The 14,942-nt window shown below is 50.6% G+C and carries 18 protein-coding genes; 15 read left to right on the top strand and 3 right to left on the bottom strand.

The window, feature by feature from the left end:
- Positions 1 to 249 precede the first annotated feature (249 nt).
- From NEA10_RS02165 to purU, 15 genes are all read left to right on the top strand, one after another.
- Positions 250 to 1,386, top strand: coding sequence for a DUF262 domain-containing protein (locus NEA10_RS02165; protein ID WP_252663571.1), 1,137 nt, complete (start codon positions 250 to 252; stop codon positions 1,384 to 1,386).
- Positions 1,387 to 1,392: 6 nt separating this feature from the next.
- Entirely contained in the window at positions 1,393 to 1,854 is a 462-nt protein-coding gene (locus tag NEA10_RS02160) for a HEPN domain-containing protein (protein ID WP_252663570.1), read from the top strand.
- Positions 1,841 to 1,987, top strand: a complete 147-nt coding sequence (locus NEA10_RS02155) for a hypothetical protein (RefSeq protein ID WP_252663569.1) — start codon at positions 1,841 to 1,843, stop codon at positions 1,985 to 1,987. Before NEA10_RS02160 ends, NEA10_RS02155 begins: the two co-directional genes overlap by 14 nt.
- A complete protein-coding gene (locus tag NEA10_RS02150; RefSeq protein WP_252663568.1) occupies positions 1,981 to 2,556 on the top strand; it encodes a Uma2 family endonuclease in 576 nt (191 codons plus the stop codon). Before NEA10_RS02155 ends, NEA10_RS02150 begins: the two co-directional genes overlap by 7 nt.
- Positions 2,557 to 2,569: 13 nt before the next feature.
- Positions 2,570 to 3,145 carry a Uma2 family endonuclease gene (locus NEA10_RS02145; protein WP_252663567.1) on the top strand — a complete coding sequence of 192 codons (576 nt, stop codon included), beginning with the start codon at positions 2,570 to 2,572 and terminating at the stop codon, positions 3,143 to 3,145.
- Positions 3,146 to 3,193: 48 nt separating this feature from the next.
- Positions 3,194 to 3,427 (top strand): hypothetical protein, encoded by a 234-nt coding sequence (locus NEA10_RS02140; protein ID WP_252663566.1) that lies wholly within the window; start codon positions 3,194 to 3,196, stop codon positions 3,425 to 3,427.
- A 180-nt stretch (positions 3,428 to 3,607) separates the two neighbouring features.
- Positions 3,608 to 4,681, top strand: coding sequence for a glucose-1-phosphate thymidylyltransferase (locus tag NEA10_RS02135; protein WP_252663565.1), 1,074 nt, complete (start codon positions 3,608 to 3,610; stop codon positions 4,679 to 4,681).
- A gap of 12 nt (positions 4,682 to 4,693) precedes the next feature.
- Entirely contained in the window at positions 4,694 to 5,209 is a 516-nt protein-coding gene (locus NEA10_RS02130) for a cell division protein ZapB (protein WP_252663564.1), read from the top strand.
- Between the two features lie 102 nt (positions 5,210 to 5,311).
- Positions 5,312 to 7,483: a glycosyltransferase gene (locus NEA10_RS02125; protein WP_252663563.1), complete on the top strand. Its 2,172-nt coding sequence runs from the start codon at positions 5,312 to 5,314 to the stop codon at positions 7,481 to 7,483.
- Between the two features lie 31 nt (positions 7,484 to 7,514).
- Positions 7,515 to 7,994, top strand: a complete 480-nt coding sequence (gene rnhA / locus NEA10_RS02120; protein WP_252663562.1) for a ribonuclease HI — start codon at positions 7,515 to 7,517, stop codon at positions 7,992 to 7,994.
- 12 nt (positions 7,995 to 8,006) lie between these two features.
- Entirely contained in the window at positions 8,007 to 8,873 is an 867-nt protein-coding gene (folP, locus tag NEA10_RS02115) for a dihydropteroate synthase (protein WP_252663561.1), read from the top strand.
- An 84-nt stretch (positions 8,874 to 8,957) separates the two neighbouring features.
- Positions 8,958 to 9,608 (top strand): hypothetical protein, encoded by a 651-nt coding sequence (locus NEA10_RS02110; protein ID WP_252663560.1) that lies wholly within the window; start codon positions 8,958 to 8,960, stop codon positions 9,606 to 9,608.
- Between the two features lie 85 nt (positions 9,609 to 9,693).
- The gene (locus NEA10_RS02105) at positions 9,694 to 11,592 is read left to right on the top strand and encodes an AAA family ATPase (RefSeq protein WP_252663559.1); all 1,899 of its coding nucleotides are present in this window, start codon (positions 9,694 to 9,696) and stop codon (positions 11,590 to 11,592) included.
- Positions 11,593 to 11,723: 131 nt separating this feature from the next.
- Entirely contained in the window at positions 11,724 to 12,329 is a 606-nt protein-coding gene (locus NEA10_RS02100; RefSeq protein ID WP_252663558.1) for a VWA domain-containing protein, read from the top strand.
- 7 nt (positions 12,330 to 12,336) lie between these two features.
- Positions 12,337 to 13,191, top strand: coding sequence for a formyltetrahydrofolate deformylase (purU, locus tag NEA10_RS02095; protein ID WP_252663557.1), 855 nt, complete (start codon positions 12,337 to 12,339; stop codon positions 13,189 to 13,191).
- Between the two features lie 8 nt (positions 13,192 to 13,199).
- Here the strand turns inward: purU and NEA10_RS02090 are convergent, their stop codons facing one another.
- The 3 genes from NEA10_RS02090 to NEA10_RS02080 all read right to left on the bottom strand — a co-directional run bounded on the left by NEA10_RS02090 (position 13,200) and on the right by NEA10_RS02080 (position 14,942).
- The gene (locus tag NEA10_RS02090) at positions 13,200 to 13,493 is read right to left on the bottom strand and encodes a DUF7734 family protein (RefSeq protein WP_252663556.1); all 294 of its coding nucleotides are present in this window, start codon (positions 13,491 to 13,493) and stop codon (positions 13,200 to 13,202) included.
- Between the two features lie 6 nt (positions 13,494 to 13,499).
- A complete protein-coding gene (locus tag NEA10_RS02085; protein WP_252663555.1) occupies positions 13,500 to 14,099 on the bottom strand; it encodes a DUF3177 family protein in 600 nt (199 codons plus the stop codon).
- A 147-nt stretch (positions 14,100 to 14,246) separates the two neighbouring features.
- The gene (locus tag NEA10_RS02080; RefSeq protein WP_252663554.1) at positions 14,247 to 14,942 is read right to left on the bottom strand and encodes an LmeA family phospholipid-binding protein; all 696 of its coding nucleotides are present in this window, start codon (positions 14,940 to 14,942) and stop codon (positions 14,247 to 14,249) included.

The raw sequence follows: 14,942 nt of genomic DNA, 5'->3' as shown, positions 1-14,942 counted from the left end.
GTTCGCAATGGTTACAGATGTAACCATCAAGGGCTGAAGTTACCAAATTGCAAAGCTCTGGGGTGACCCAAACCAAATCCACATCAAAAACAGTTTATCAATGGACGTAAGACTGGATAGTGTGATACAATTAGGCTTAGGTATTTGAGTTAATAATTTACAATCACAAAAAATACTCAAAAACATGAAATTGTCTACACAGTAAGCATTCAGTCTAACAAGTCATCTCAAAAGGTTACGAGTTGAAAAATGTCAAACGTTCAGAATTCAGCCAACCCTCAGTCCCCTTCTAATAAAATAGAAGGAGATGTTCAAGAGACCGTATCGCCAAGCTCCTATTCTATTACCAGTTACAATGCTGATTATCCAGTAGATGGATTAGTCAAAAGAATTCAACGGCAAGATATTTATATACCAGATTTTCAGCGTTCGTATGTATGGAAAAAGGAACAGGCTTCCCGGTTCATCGAATCATTGTTGCTCGGTCTGCCTGTTCCGGGAATTTTCCTGGCAAAAGAACCTGAAACAAATAAGCTAATTGTCATTGATGGTCAGCAAAGACTTAAAACACTTCAGTATTTTTATGAGGGAATATTTCCCATTAAAAGTGATGAAAATAAACAGACACACTTTCGTTTATCAAAAGTCGCCGAGCAGTTTGACGGTAAAGGTTATGAAGATTTATCCGCCAATGATCAAAGGCAACTAGATGATTCTATTTTGCCAGCAACAATTGTGCGTCAAGAAGAACCTCAAGAAGAATTTAGTACAAGTATGTATTACATTTTTGAGCGTCTTAATACTGGAGGAACGCAACTGTCAACACAAGAAATTAGAGCGTCTATATACTATGGAGAATTCAATCAGCTTTTAAATGAATTAAATCAGCATGAAATTTGGCAAAAAATATTTCAGGGAGATGAAAGTTCCCGAAAACCCGATCCTAGCAAAAGAATGAAAGATTGTGAACTAATTCTTCGATTTATTGCATTAAATTTCGCAATTGACTCATACAAAAAATCGATGAAAGAATTTCTTAACCAGTTCATGAAAACAAATCGAAATTTACAACGATATTCAGCACTGGAAATTAAAGGAGTCTTTGAGAATACTATTAACACAATCTATCAGGCACTTGGAGAAAGAGCTTTTCGTCCTCGTCGGGGACTTCATGCTGCTGTATTTGATGCTGTAATGGTTGGTGTTGCTAATCGTCTTAAGCAGGGAGAAGTACAGCAAAAGTCTCTTCTCCAGAATGCCTATAATGAGTTGCTAGAAAATCATAAATTTTTAGAATCTAGTATCAACTCTAGGCAGATGACCAATATAAGAAATGTTAAAAACAGGATTGATCTAGCCACCCAAAAATTTCAGAATGTTCCTTAACTTAATATGTCTCTTCAGAGATTTCATCAAAGAAAAAGCAAAATTGATTCTCTAATTGATAAATCCAAAACGATTGAAGATTTAGAACTAAGTCATAATTTTGCTCGCTACATTTCAATACGAATTTCGGGTTTGATTGAAACAACAGTCCGGGATTGCTATGGTCAATATACTAGAGAAAAAGCATCACCTGAAGTTCACAGGTATGTTACAGCAAAATTGAAGAGATTTCAGAATCCAAAAGTTAAAGATATTATTGATTTAGCAGGAGACTTTAAGGAAGACTGGGCAAAGGAATTAGAAGGAATTGATGAAGAAATTAGCGTAGCAGTTGCTAGTATAGTTACCATTCGTAATAATGTTGCTCACGGTGGAGACCAAGGTATTACACTAGGGAAGGTACAGCAATATTACAAGCAAGTTTTGAAATTTTTAGAGTTGATTCAGCAACAATGTGACCTCAAGTGAAGAACCCCTCGCTGAGCTATTGCTGGGTCGTTTGGGAAATCGGGCTAGCGATCACCTTCACAATCTAAAACGGGTGCTAGGATTAAAACAACTTCAGTTTCCAGAAACCGCGATCGCCCGGCAAAGATGCTGACCTACACCCTTGACCTTACCCCCTTCATTCAACTGAGCGATCGCCAGTTCGCCCAACTGTGCGATCACCACCCCGACATCAAATTTGAACGAAACGCCCGAGGAGAACTCATCATCATGCCCCCCACTGGTGGCGAAACCGGCAACCGCAACGCCTCGCTCATCGTGAAACTGGGGATTTGGAATGAACGCCACCAACTCGGCTATCTCTTCGACTCCTCCACTTGCTTCAAACTTCCCAACGGTGGAAACCGCTCCCCCGACGTCGCCTGGATCCGTCGCGATCGCTGGGAGGCCCTCAGCCAAGGCGATCGCGAAACCTTCCCCCCCATCGCCCCTGACTTTGTCCTGAAACTGAAATCCCCCAGCGACAACCTCAACGACCTGCGGGATAAGATGGCAGAATATCAGGAGGCTGGCGTTAAGTTGGGGTGGTTGATTGACCGACAAGCCCAGAGGGTAGACATTTATCGTCAGGGACAGGAACCCGAACAGCGCGATCGCCCCGTGACTCTCGATGGCGAAACCATTTTGCCGGGATTTCAGTTAGATCTCAACGTGATTTGGTAACGTCTTTTCCACAATGCTGACCTACACCCTCGACCTCACCCCCTTCATTCAACTGAGCGATCGCCAGTTCGCCCAACTGTGCGATCACCACCCCGACATCAAATTTGAACGAAACGCCCGAGGAGAACTCATCATCATGCCCCCCACTGGTGGCGAAACCGGCAACCGCAATGTCGAACTGTCAGCGGATTTTGTACTCTGGAATCGTCGCAGCAAACTGGGCTACGTCTTCGACTCCTCCACCTGCTTCAAACTCCCTAACGGTGGAAACCGATCGCCCGACCTGGCCTGGATCCGTCGCGATCGCTGGGAAGCCCTCAGCCAAGGCGATCGCGAAACCTTCCCCCCCATCGCCCCCGACTTCGTCCTGGAACTGAAATCCCCCAGCGACAACCTCAACGACCTGCGAGATAAGATGGCAGAATATCAGGAGGCTGGCGTTAAGTTGGGGTGGTTGATTGACCGACAAGCCCAGAGGGCAGACATTTATCGTCAGGGACTCGAACCCGAACAGCGCGATCGCCCCGTGACCCTCGATGGCGAAACCATTTTGCCGGGATTTCAGTTAGATCTCAGCATCGTCTGGTGAAGCAATAGAATGGCCGCTGCATTGTTCCATGTCCGAGACAGACCCTAAATGACCCCTACCCAACTCGAACAAACCCTCCTGGAAAAATTCCGCCAACTTCCCGAACCTTTCCAGTTAGTCGTCTTCAACCTGCTCGACTCCCTGCTCGACCTACCCAGCAACCCCCCCCAACACGATGGGCAGGCCCTGCTACAGCTTGCCGGAACTCTGCCCGATGATGACGCCCGCGAACTCACCGATGCGATTGACGACGCCCGCCAAATTGATCGCAACGAGTGGTAGGCCATGACAAATCGCCCCCCAAGCCTTCCCCGACTGTTGCATCAATATCCCCAGCCTCTTCCCCGAGTAAACTCCGGAATCCCACCCCAGCCCAGAGAATCCAGTGAACAAGAGGCTCATTGCCCCCTATAATTGGGGCGGTTCCTTGCAGCGATATTTGTGTTAACTCTCCCCCCAACTATGAAAGCACTGATTCTCTCCGGCGGAAAAGGAACGCGCCTGCGTCCCCTCACCTATACAGGGGCCAAACAACTGGTCCCCGTCGCCAACAAACCCATCCTCTGGTATGGGATTGAAAGCATTGTCTCAGCGGGAATCACCGAGATTGGCATTATCATTAGCCCCGAAACCGGGGAAGAAGTGCAAAAACTCACCGGAGAGGGCGATCGCTTCGGGGCCAAGATTACCTACATTCTGCAAGAAGAACCCGCCGGCCTGGCCCACGCCGTCAAAATCGCCCAACCCTTTCTGGGGGATTCTCCCTTTGTCATGTACCTGGGCGATAACCTGATTCAAAATGACCTCACCCCCTTTCTCAACCACTTCCAAGACAAACAACTCGATGCCTTGATTCTACTGCGGCCCGTCGAGAACCCCAGCGCCTTCGGGGTGGCGAAAGTCGATCAAACGGGGCGCGTCTTGGAACTGGTGGAAAAACCCGCCGTTCCGCCGTCGAACCTGGCCCTCGTGGGAATCTATTACTTCTCCCCCGAAGTTCATCAGGCGATCGCCCGCATCAAACCCTCGGAACGGGGAGAATTAGAAATCACCGACGCCATTAGTAACCTCCTCGATCATAAAAACCCCGTCGAAGCGCAAATCCTAGAAGGCTGGTGGCTGGATACGGGGAAAAAAGACGATCTCCTCAGCGCCAACCAAATTCTCCTCGACAGCGAACTGCAAACCGCCATTTTCGGGGAACTCGATAGAGATAGCCAAGTGGTGGGGCGAGTCAAAATTGGTCAGGGAACCCAACTGATTAACTGTTCTGTGCGCGGTCCTGTGATTATCGGTGAAAACTGTCACCTGGAAAACTGCTTTATCGGTCCTTACAGCAGTATTGCCGATGGCGTAACCCTCAAGGATGTGGACTTAGAACATAGCGTTATCCTACAAGAAACCCGAATTGAGGGCATTCAACAGCGGATTGTCGATAGTTTAATCGGCCGACGGGCCCAGTTAGGAACCGGTCGTCCCCGTCCCAAGGCGTTACGGTTTATGGTAGGAGATGACTGTCACATCGAGTTAGCCTGATGGAGTCTTCCCATGGAATCATCAATGTCCAGCGATCGCCAATCTGAGGGGCCCCCAGCGGCCAACCCCAACACCAAACTGATTCGCCAACTACGCCAGTCGCTGTCCGCCAGCATTGGCGTGGAGGATGCGCCCCCACCGATGATCGAATCCGTCGATCAGTTACACGACGATCGCGATGATGATCTCATAGCCCTGCGCCAACGGGCTAACATCTATCATGTTCCCCTCTTCTCGGCCCATCGCTTCGGCCGGGCCATCACCACCACGCGACGACTGGCGCGCAAAGTCCTGAAACCGATTTTAATGTTTCAAGTCGCCTACAACGGCGCCAATGCCCGCTTTGCAGAAATCGTAAACGGACGAGTGGCCCAATTACGCCAAGAGGTGGATGAATTACAAGAGTTAGCCCGCGATCGCGCTGAAACAATTTCCCGTTTAGAAACCGAACTCGAAGAACTCAAAAGCCAACAAAAACTACAAACCCGCGCCATCCAAAAACTCATCCGCAATCTCAACTCAGAATAGCCCACCGGTAGATTCCAAAACTTTGTACCCGAGTCCTCAAATGCTAGAGTTCCAATCATTCTACTGCTAGCTTGCCTATTGCCTTCTTACCCCTCTTCCCCCATGTCTTCCTCCCCCCTTCCCTGCTGTTCATTTATTATTGTCAACTATAACGGCCGCCACTACCTGCACTCCTGCTTAGAGTCCGTCTATCGATTAGATTATCCCCGCGATCGCCTTGATGTCATTCTCGTCGATAATGGCTCCCAAGATGACTCCTTGGCCATTGTCGAACAGGACTTTCCCGAAGTGCGGTGTTTTCGCAATGACCGCAATAACTTCGCTAGGGCCCTAAATTTAGGCATCGAACAGGCCCAGGGAGACTATATCGCTTTTCTCAATAATGATGCCCAGTTACATCGGGACTGGTTAGGAAAACTCTTACCTCAGTTTAAGCGATCGCCCAAAATTGGGGCTGTAGCGGGTAAAATTCGCTTTCTCGATGGGCGTATCAATAGTGTCGGCCATCGCCGTCTAAGGAACCATTACTGGGCAGATATTGGCTATGGTGAAGTAGATCAGGGTCAGTATGATCAGCCCAACAAGGTAGAAGGACTCTGTTGGGCCGCCACCCTCTTTCAACGGGCCTGTTTGCAAGATGTGGGGGCGATTGATGAAGAGTTTGTCATGTATTTTGAAGATGTCGAATACTCAAAACGCTGTCGCGATCGCGGTTGGAGTTTTCACTATGTCCCTGGGGCGATCGCCGACCATCAAGTGGGGGGGTCAAGTACCGGTTCAGTTCTCACTGAATACTTCTGTAACCGCAACCGCTTTCTCTATCTCGCCAAACATGAACCGGAACATCTCCTCAATGCCCTAACAACCTCAGTCTTTTGGATTGAACAGCATTATGATTTACTCTATGATTGCTTACCCGTTATTCTGAAAAAGTTACTTACAGAGAACGACCCTAAGACAATTAAATCAATCTTACCCAAACTCTGTGAAAAACTCGAAAAAATTTATGGAGCCAGAGAAATAGACAAGCTTTTAGCACGCCTAGAAGTTATCTTAAATAGCCGTAAAATGAGTGTTGCTATTTATGATAATTCACTCCACTTTATTGGCGGTGGACAACGTTACTTGGCGACCTTAGCCTCTGTCCTACAAGACCAGTTTGACATTACCCTGATCGGCAATCGACCCGTCCAGCGAGACCAACTCGAACAGTGGTATGGACTGGACTTATCCCGCTGCCAAATTCGCATTATTTCCCTGCCATTTTTTGATAAACGTGGCTCCGATATTATTGATTCTACTTGGGTCACCGCAGAAACCGAGAACCCCTTTGATGCGGTTGCTCTGGCTAGTAAAGATTATGATATTTTTATCAACGCCAATCAAGTGACCAAGGTTGTTCCTCTTTCCCCAGTCTCCCTCTTTTTCTGTCACTTCCCAGACACCCATCGCGAAGCTTATTTTGCCGCCGATCGCTATAGTTTCTTAGTGAGTAATAGCGAGTACACTAGCCAATGGATTCGTAAACGCTGGCGCTTAAACCCTACTACCTTACTCTATCCTCCCGTGGAGATGGGCCCTGAGACTAAACCCGATTCCTCTAACCCGATTCCTAAAGAAAACCTCATCTTGGCGGTAGGACGCTTTGAACCGGGGGGAATGAAGAAACAGCAAGAGATGATACAAGCCTTTCAACGACTCTATTCTGCTCATCCTCAAACCATGAAGGGTTGGCGTTTAGTATTAGTGGGGGGGAGTCCCAAGAAAAATAGTTATCTCCAAGGCTTAGAAAAACAAATCAAACAGGCAGAACTCCCCATTGAGTTAGAGGTCAATGTGTCCTTAGAACGCTTGCAAACTATTTATAAAAAAGCCGCTCTCTTTTGGCATTTGTGCGGATTAGACGAAACCCATCCCGAACGATTTGAACATTTTGGCATGGCGACCGTAGAAGCGATGCAAAATGGCTGTATTCCCCTGGTGTTTCGAGGGGGGGGACAGCCGGAGATTGTGGAAGCGGGGACGTCGGGGTTTTTGCTGGAGTCTCTGGATGAATTGGTGCAAATGACCTATGATCTCTGTTGTCAACCGGAGACTTGGCCCCCCTTGCAGGAAGCCGCCCGCCGTCGGGGAGACTGTTTTAGTCGTCAACGCTTTGAGGCGGAAGTTTGGCAGTTGTTTGGCCCCATTGAGGAGGAATATGGCCAGGTACAATTACCGGATCCGGCCCAGATGGCGAAACGGCCGACGTTATTGCGAGAGTTGAGAGATTAAATATTAACACTTGGACATGGGAGTGGGTTTGATGAGTATGAAGTCAGTGACCATTTACACAGATGGGGCCTGTAAGGGAAATCCGGGGCCGGGGGGCTATGGAACGGTTCTGATTTATCGGGATTTCCGGAAAGAAATCTCAGGAGGGTTCCGGCGGACGACGAATAATCGTATGGAAATGATGGCGGCGATTGTGGGCTTGAAGTTGCTGAAGCAGGCCTGTCAGGTGACGCTGTATTCTGATTCCAAGTATATTGTCGATGCGATGCGGCAGGGATGGGCGAAACGCTGGAAGGCTAAGGGTTGGTGGCGTAATAAGAAGGAACGGGCCAAGAATCCTGATTTGTGGGAGGAGTTGTTGCGGTTGTCGGAGTTCCATCAGGTGGAGTTTGTCTGGGTGAAAGGCCATGCGGGAAATAAGGAGAATGAATGTTGCGATCGCCTGGCGGTGGCGGCGTCTAAAGCGGCTGACTTACCCGCTGATGAAATCTTTGAACGTGGGGAGGCTTAAACGGTAGGGGGAATGGTGAGGTATTGTAATCCGAGGTTGACGATTCGCGATCGCCCGTTCGTTTGGGGCGATCGCACCTATATTATGGGCGTTCTCAATGTCACTCCTGACAGTTTCAGTGATGGGGGTGAGTTCGTCTCGCTGCAAAACGCCCTCAACCAAGCCCAACATCTGGAAACCTCGGGGGCGGATATTCTCGATATTGGTGGCCAATCGACACGCCCAGGGGCCGAGGAAGTCTCCCTGAAGACGGAGATACAACGGGTGGTTCCCCTGATTGAAGCCCTGCGATCGCACTCCAATTGTCCCATTTCTGTGGATACCTATCGCGCTGGGGTGGCGGCGGCGGCCTTAGATGCTGGGGCGGATATTATTAATGATGTCAGTGGCGGAACCGCTGATCCGGAGATGTTACCCCTGATTGGGGAACGCCAAGTTCCGGCGATTCTCATGCACATGCGGGGAACCCCCAAAACCATGCAATCCCTAACCGAGTATGAGGATGTGGTGGCCGAAGTGGCCCAGAAACTGCAACAACATATCCATGCGGCGATCGCCTGTGGGGTATCCCCAAACCAGTTAATTCTCGATCCGGGGATTGGCTTCGCCAAAACTCAAGAACAAAATCTGCACCTGTTGCGACAGTTACCCCGATTCCACAGCTTAGGCTATCCCCTGCTTCTAGGAGTCTCCCGGAAAAGTTTTATTGGCCGCATTCTCGATCGCCCGGAACCCAAAGATCGCCTCTGGGGAACTGCCGCCGCCTGTACCGCCGCCATCGCCTCTGGGGCGGACATTCTCCGGGTTCACGATCTCCCGGCGATGAGTGACGTGGCCCGAGTCGCCGATGTCCTGGTTCGCCCGCATTCCACCCTCTAGCTGGACACCAAAACCGGAAAAAAGACGGCCGCCGGAACCAGAATGTGGCAAAATTTGTAACAACCGTCCACTCCCAACCGTCCGATGACCCGCAATGGCAATTCCGTTGATTTCTCCGCGATCGCCTATTGGCGTTATGTTGTCGGGGTTCTAGTGGCGTTATTCGCCATTCCCGCCCTGCTGCAAGGGGGAATTGCCTTCTTCCGCGCCTTCTTTGATACCCTGATGACGATGCTGCTAGCGGTGAATGTGGTTGCCTTTGGGGCGATCGCCGCTGGGGTGGGGGTGTTTCTCTGGCAACGCGATCGCCAACTGTCCTCGACAGCCGATCAGCCTCCCCAAGTTGAGGCCAACCCCATCGACTCGCCCCAACTTCACAGTCAAGGGAACCCCGAGGTTCAGCCTCCTCTGCAATCCCAGCCGTTCCATTCCCCTCAATTCATCGCAGCAACCCCTCAAGAAAATCCAGCAAAGTTCAATGCTACAGTTGAACTAACGTTCCCCCAAGAGAGGGTCAACCCGGCCGCTGACTCGACCTCCCACGCCCCACAACTTCATTCACCTTTAATTCAGGCCCAACTGGCCCGACGGCTGAACGTGAGTTCGAGTACCATTGGCAAACGCAAACATAAACCTGATTTCACTGATTGGGCCCAGTCCAAAGATCCAGACCATGTATCCTGGCGCTACTGTGAAGACAGCAAACAGTTCTACGCCCAACATCAACCGACGTAACCCCTGGACTGAGACTATCCCCCCTAAGCCTCGCGATATCCACTCACCCCGACGTTCTAGTTGTTAACCTGTTTTGACCGAAGCTTTGGATCGATCCACCCTATCTGCCCTGAACCGCGCCATCGAGCGTCATAACCCCTTCATCGGGTTGGCGGCCCTAGAAGAGGCGGATCTGTGGCGCGGACATCTCCCTGACTGTCCCTCCCCTCACCGCAAGGCCATGACCTTGGTTCAGTCAGCGTTGAACGAACTTGAGGGGGGAAAACGAGTCTGTTCTCTCGTCATTTTGGGCGAGATGGGAACGGGTAAAACCCATTTTCTGGCCCAAGTTCGGCAAAAACTGCAACTGACGGGACAGGTGGCGTTTATCTATATTGATGTTCAGCAGTTTCAAGATAGCACCACCATTCGTCAGGTCTTGCTGAATGCGATCGCCTACAGCCTCAGCCGCAAGGGGCCCTCAGGGTTCATGCAATGGCAGGAATTGGCCAGCGCCCTGGCTACCCAGGCCCTGGAAAGTCTGGATACGCAAGTTAAGGAATTAACCCCTGAGATGGCGATTCGGCGGCTGCGAGGACAACCCCAGGATCGCAATCGCCATTGGGTCGATCGCGTGGCGGAGGGGTTCTTTAAGCTGCGCCCGGATATTGGGGACCCCGATGTGGTTCGGGCGATTCTCTGGACGTTGGCCCCGGCCCAGGCCCCCTTCGCCCGTAAATGGCTGGGAGGGCGATCGCTGGCCGCCTGGAAACTCGATGAGTTAGGCCTTCCCCAACGTCAGGGGGAAAGCCGGGAAAGTCGCGCTGCTGAGTTATTAGAGGAAATTTTGCACCTGTTGGGAGATTGGAAGCCGTTAGTGGTGGCGTTCGATCGCCTCGATGGGGAAGAATTCGAGGAAACCGACGAGGACGCCTTGGAAGAAGAATGGGATATGCGCGTTCCCTTGGGGGCGATGGTACGCTTATCTCAGAGTTTGCGGGCCCTGCGTTGTCACCATGGAACGGTGGTCTTGAGTGTCATGGACCCCGAAACTTGGGAACGGATTGTGCAACCGATGTTAGGGCGGATGACACGCCATTTGAGCGATCGCGCCGATCCCCTGGAACTCCCAGAAGCCGATGAAACGGTGGTTCGGGCGGTGATTCGGGCTTGGTTGCGTCAGTTTTACCGCGATCGCCAGTTGGTTCCTCCCTCCCCTCTCTATCCCTTTGATGACTCGCAACTTAAGGCCCTGGCCCGGGAAGGGTCGGATCTTCATGATGCCATTGAATGGTGTGCCGAAAACTTCCGCCCCGTGGAAAATGACCCCCTCGAACGGGTGACTCAGGCCTTTGAACGCAGTCTGACTCAGGTTCAGGGAAGCGAACAGATGACGGAAACCCTGGTGATGGAAGCCTTGGGGGTAGGCTTTGAGAGTTTAGTGGGAACCACCCTGGATGGGGTGGAGATTCGTAGCGTTGAACAGCGGCCATCGGGAACCTCTCAACGGCGAAAGTCTCTGGATTTGAAGATTGTCGCCAGTGAACGGGGCCAGGAGTTGCGCGTTGGGGTGATGGTGGTGTTTGATGAACGGGGCCAACGGGTGGGAAATCGCCTGAGAACTCTCTGTGATTTTGAGGAGTTTGGTTTAACCCGTGGCTTCCTGTTGCGGCCCTTTAGCTGCGAAATTCCCCCGACGTGGAAGGCCCGCGACTGGCTGGAACGTTTGGAGACAACTGGGGGGGGTTGGCTGGATCTGTCAGTGGAGGCGATCGCCCCTCTCTTGGCGTTGTTGCAGGTGTTGAAGCAACGACAGGAATGGGGACTCTCGAAATCTCGTATTTTAGGGTTCGCGGGGAGTAAGGGCCTGGTGACGGGGAATCCCCTGATTCGGGAACTCCTACGTCCCTCCAACCCGGAGGCGATCGCCCCCAATCCCAAGGCTGACGGAACTCCGGATTCTCGCTATTCCTCCCATCAGCCATCGAGTGATATTGAACGCTAGATGAGGACAATTTTGGGGCGATAAGAGAAAAATTCCCCAGTTGTACCGCATCCTCCCAAAGACGATGTTAAAATACGGCTGCATTGTCCGTAACCCCTTGTCCATTCCTCTAACCCTCTTGGCTCAAGCATATGTTAGAAAATCGTGACTATACGTTAATTGTTGACCGCAGCGGTAGTATGTCTGAACAAGACCAAGCCGGCGGAAAAAGCCGTTGGGACGTCGTCAAAAATTCGGCGATCGCCCTCGCGGAAAAGTGCGATGAATATGACCCCGATGGAATTACCGTCTATCTGTTTTCCAGTCGCTTTCGTCGCTACGACAATGTCAACGCGGACAAAGTTCGACAAATTTTTGAAGATAACAATCCCGTCGGCAAAACAGCCTTAGCCGACGTGTTAGAGGATGCTCTAAATAACTATTTTGACCGCAAAGCTGCCGGAACCAGTCAACCTAATGGGGAGATTATGCTGGTGATTACCGATGGGGAACCGGATAATCGCAAAGATGTGATTAAACTCCTCATTGAAGCCTCTCGAAAAATTGACCGCGATGAAGAATTGGGAATTTCCTTTATTCAAGTTGGGACTGACCCCAAAGTTCGTGAATTTCTCAAGGCCCTTGATGACCAACTGACGGATGCGGGGGCAGCCTTTGATATTGTCGATACGATTACCCTAGAAGATATGGCGGGTAAATCTTTGTCTGATGTTCTTCTCAACGCTATTTTAGATTAACATTGTAATGACCGGAGCCACTGCAACGTTACTGTTATCATGCCCTGATCAACAGGGATTAGTTGCCAAAATTGCCAACTTTATTTATGCCAATGGTGGTAACATTATTCATGCTGACCACCATACAGATTTTAGTGCAGACTTGTTTTTAAGTCGCATTGAATGGCAATTAGATGGGTTTAATTTGCCCCGTGATATCATCGATCGCGCCTTTGCGGCGGTGGGTAAACCCCTGAATGCGAGTTGGGAATTGCATTTTTCCGATGAACGTCAACGCTTAGCAATTTGGGTGACGAAACAGGACCATTGTTTACTGGATTTGCTGTGGCGACAACAAGCCAAAGAACTCCCGGCGGAGATTCCTCTGATTATGAGTAATCATCCCGATTTAGGGGCGATCGCCCAACAATTTGGCATTGATTTTTACCATATTCCGGTCACAAAAGCAACTAAAGCTGAGGCAGAAGCCCAACAATTGGAACTGCTACGTCAGTATGAGATTGACGTAGTGGTGTTGGCCAAATATATGCAGGTGGTGAGTCCGGAATTTATTGCCCAATTCCCCAAAATCATCAACATTCACCATTCCTTTTTACCCGCCTTTCCGGGGGCCCGCCCCTATCATCGGGCCTATGAACGGGGGGTGAAGATTATTGGGGCTACGGCCCATTATGTCACCCCTGACCTGGATGAGGGGCCGATTATTGAGCAAGATGTGGCCCGAGTCAGTCACCGTGACTTGACGGCTGACTTAATCCGTAAAGGGAAAGACTTAGAACGGATGGTTTTGGCCCGGGCCGTGCGATCGCACCTCCAGCATCGGGTGTTAGCCTATAACAACCGCACTGTCGTTTTTTCCTAAGTCTGAAGCTAGACCCCCAGCTCTTGTAGATAGGGTTGCATCGTCTCCCAGGTTAGCCCCTGTTCAATATAGCGAGGCTCATCCGGGAGATAGGGGCTATGGAGGCGATCAATCTGATCCAATCGGGCCTGTTCCGGTATAATCGGCACGTCCGGGTCACTGGCCGTTGGGCGCATCAGGGAACTGGAAAACCCCTTGAAAATCAGGATTTCATCGGTTTCATCGTCCCAACTTGCCAAGACTCGTAACACTTCGTCGGGCCGTTTGATGGTGTATTGTTCTAACCGGGCGATCGCACTCATAACTCATTATCCCATTGCTGAGCGACCCTGTTTTGCCAAACGCACGAAGGCGAAATAGAGCAAACAGAGAACATAGGCCACTAACCCCACAATACCAAGAAATCCTAAGAGTTCGGTCGGGGTGTTGGGATGAAACATGGCCTTATATCCCCAAGGGGCCTCTAACCAAACCCGACAGGTGGTGGTAGAGATAACCTCCTCTCGGGATAAGGTAGCACAGGAGAAGGCGGGCAGTTGGAAGAGAACCCCCAGAAAACAATAGACGGTGATGGCCCAACGCCAGGAGGTGAGAACCCATTTGAGGGGTTTACGGGGTGCATCGTCAATTTCGTCATTGAGATCTACCCAAAACCAGAGGCTGATGGGAATCAGGATGCGGGCCAGTCCGCCGGTTAGGAAGCTAATCGGAAGGGAGGCGATGGCTAAATAGACGGTGATGGCCAGTAAACTCGCCACTCGCCAGTAAATGACTAATAACCGCTGCACCGCCTCGAATTTCTGGACAAAGGCCCAGATGAGAAGAATCAGCGGCACAATGACCGTGAAGATGACGGCAAGACGGTAGTCAAGCCAAACGAGAGATTGGAGGGTAGAATCGTCGAACATGGTTTAGAAAAGGCAAGAGGCAAGAGGCAAGAGGCAAGAGGGGGGGGAGGGAATAGGCAATAGGCAATAGCAAGAGATGGTAGGATGCGTCCCGGCATCAGTAGGGATTTTGACCTAAGCCTATCGACTCAAACTTGCCGGAACGCATCACATTTGGGCTTGTAAATTTCCCGAGAGATGGAGGAGTCCGTCGTGACAGGTGAGGCCGTCGATGGATACCGTAGCATCTAAGGGAATGTTTCGGGGGGGGAAGGTTTGGATGCAGGGGTCGCCGTCTCGTTGGACTTGCAACTCCTGGAGTTGGATGGCGTGGTGGTTATCTTTGCGGTGGACGGCTAGATGGGTGCTGAGGTGAATCCCTTGGGGGGAGGGGGTGATGAGATGCAGACGATCGCCCTGTAGTTGAATCTTAACCTGACTCCAATCTATCTCATTGGGTAAAATCCCTTGAAAGACCTCATGGCTGGCTTGTTGGAGGAGAGGGGAGTTGAGGGAGGCGGTGAGATCTCGCTCATGGAGGGTGAGACGCAGTTGCACGGGAACCGGTTGTAAGAGGCGTAGGGGTTCTCCTTTCAGGAGTTGTTTAAGATTCAGACGAACGGCCCCGGCTTGCAGCCAGACTTGTCCTAAATGGAGTCCTTGGTAAATCACTCCGGCGGCTTCAACATCAAGGCTGGGGATTTCTCCTCGCAACAGTTGCCGATTTTTGCCGGAAAACTCAATCTTGAGGGTTTCGGCCGCTTCAACCTGCGATCGCAGCCACAGGCGAACCGCCGCTGAAAGCAGGGAACTCAGGGAACTTTTAGAGGGAGAACTGGGGGATAGGGTAGCTGATGAGGTCAT

Origin of the sequence: Phormidium yuhuli AB48 (assembly GCF_023983615.1) — a bacterium.
In the GTDB taxonomy this organism is placed as follows: Bacteria; Cyanobacteriota; Cyanobacteriia; order Cyanobacteriales; family Geitlerinemataceae; genus Sodalinema; species Sodalinema yuhuli.
Note: the sequence above shows the minus strand (reverse complement) of the source record. Positions and strands in the feature narration are given on the sequence as shown.

What these genes read in the sequence shown, in the direction of transcription:
- NEA10_RS02165 (WP_252663571.1), top strand. Translation starts at nt 250, where the DNA reads ATGTCAAACGTTCAGAATTCAGCCAACCCTCAGTCCCCTTCTAATAAA.
- NEA10_RS02160 (WP_252663570.1), top strand. Translation starts at nt 1,393, where the DNA reads ATGTCTCTTCAGAGATTTCATCAAAGAAAAAGCAAAATTGATTCTCTA.
- NEA10_RS02150 (WP_252663568.1), top strand. Translation starts at nt 1,981, where the DNA reads ATGCTGACCTACACCCTTGACCTTACCCCCTTCATTCAACTGAGCGAT.
- NEA10_RS02145 (WP_252663567.1), top strand. Translation starts at nt 2,570, where the DNA reads ATGCTGACCTACACCCTCGACCTCACCCCCTTCATTCAACTGAGCGAT.
- NEA10_RS02140 (WP_252663566.1), top strand. Translation starts at nt 3,194, where the DNA reads ATGACCCCTACCCAACTCGAACAAACCCTCCTGGAAAAATTCCGCCAA.
- NEA10_RS02135 (WP_252663565.1), top strand. Translation starts at nt 3,608, where the DNA reads ATGAAAGCACTGATTCTCTCCGGCGGAAAAGGAACGCGCCTGCGTCCC.
- NEA10_RS02130 (WP_252663564.1), top strand. Translation starts at nt 4,694, where the DNA reads ATGGAATCATCAATGTCCAGCGATCGCCAATCTGAGGGGCCCCCAGCG.
- NEA10_RS02125 (WP_252663563.1), top strand. Translation starts at nt 5,312, where the DNA reads ATGTCTTCCTCCCCCCTTCCCTGCTGTTCATTTATTATTGTCAACTAT.
- rnhA (WP_252663562.1), top strand. Translation starts at nt 7,515, where the DNA reads ATGAGTATGAAGTCAGTGACCATTTACACAGATGGGGCCTGTAAGGGA.
- folP (WP_252663561.1), top strand. Translation starts at nt 8,007, where the DNA reads ATGGTGAGGTATTGTAATCCGAGGTTGACGATTCGCGATCGCCCGTTC.
- NEA10_RS02110 (WP_252663560.1), top strand. Translation starts at nt 8,958, where the DNA reads ATGACCCGCAATGGCAATTCCGTTGATTTCTCCGCGATCGCCTATTGG.
- NEA10_RS02100 (WP_252663558.1), top strand. Translation starts at nt 11,724, where the DNA reads ATGTTAGAAAATCGTGACTATACGTTAATTGTTGACCGCAGCGGTAGT.
- purU (WP_252663557.1), top strand. Translation starts at nt 12,337, where the DNA reads ATGACCGGAGCCACTGCAACGTTACTGTTATCATGCCCTGATCAACAG.
- NEA10_RS02090 (WP_252663556.1), bottom strand. Translation starts at nt 13,493, where the DNA reads ATGAGTGCGATCGCCCGGTTAGAACAATACACCATCAAACGGCCCGAC.
- NEA10_RS02085 (WP_252663555.1), bottom strand. Translation starts at nt 14,099, where the DNA reads ATGTTCGACGATTCTACCCTCCAATCTCTCGTTTGGCTTGACTACCGT.
- NEA10_RS02080 (WP_252663554.1), bottom strand. Translation starts at nt 14,942, where the DNA reads ATGACCTCATCAGCTACCCTATCCCCCAGTTCTCCCTCTAAAAGTTCC.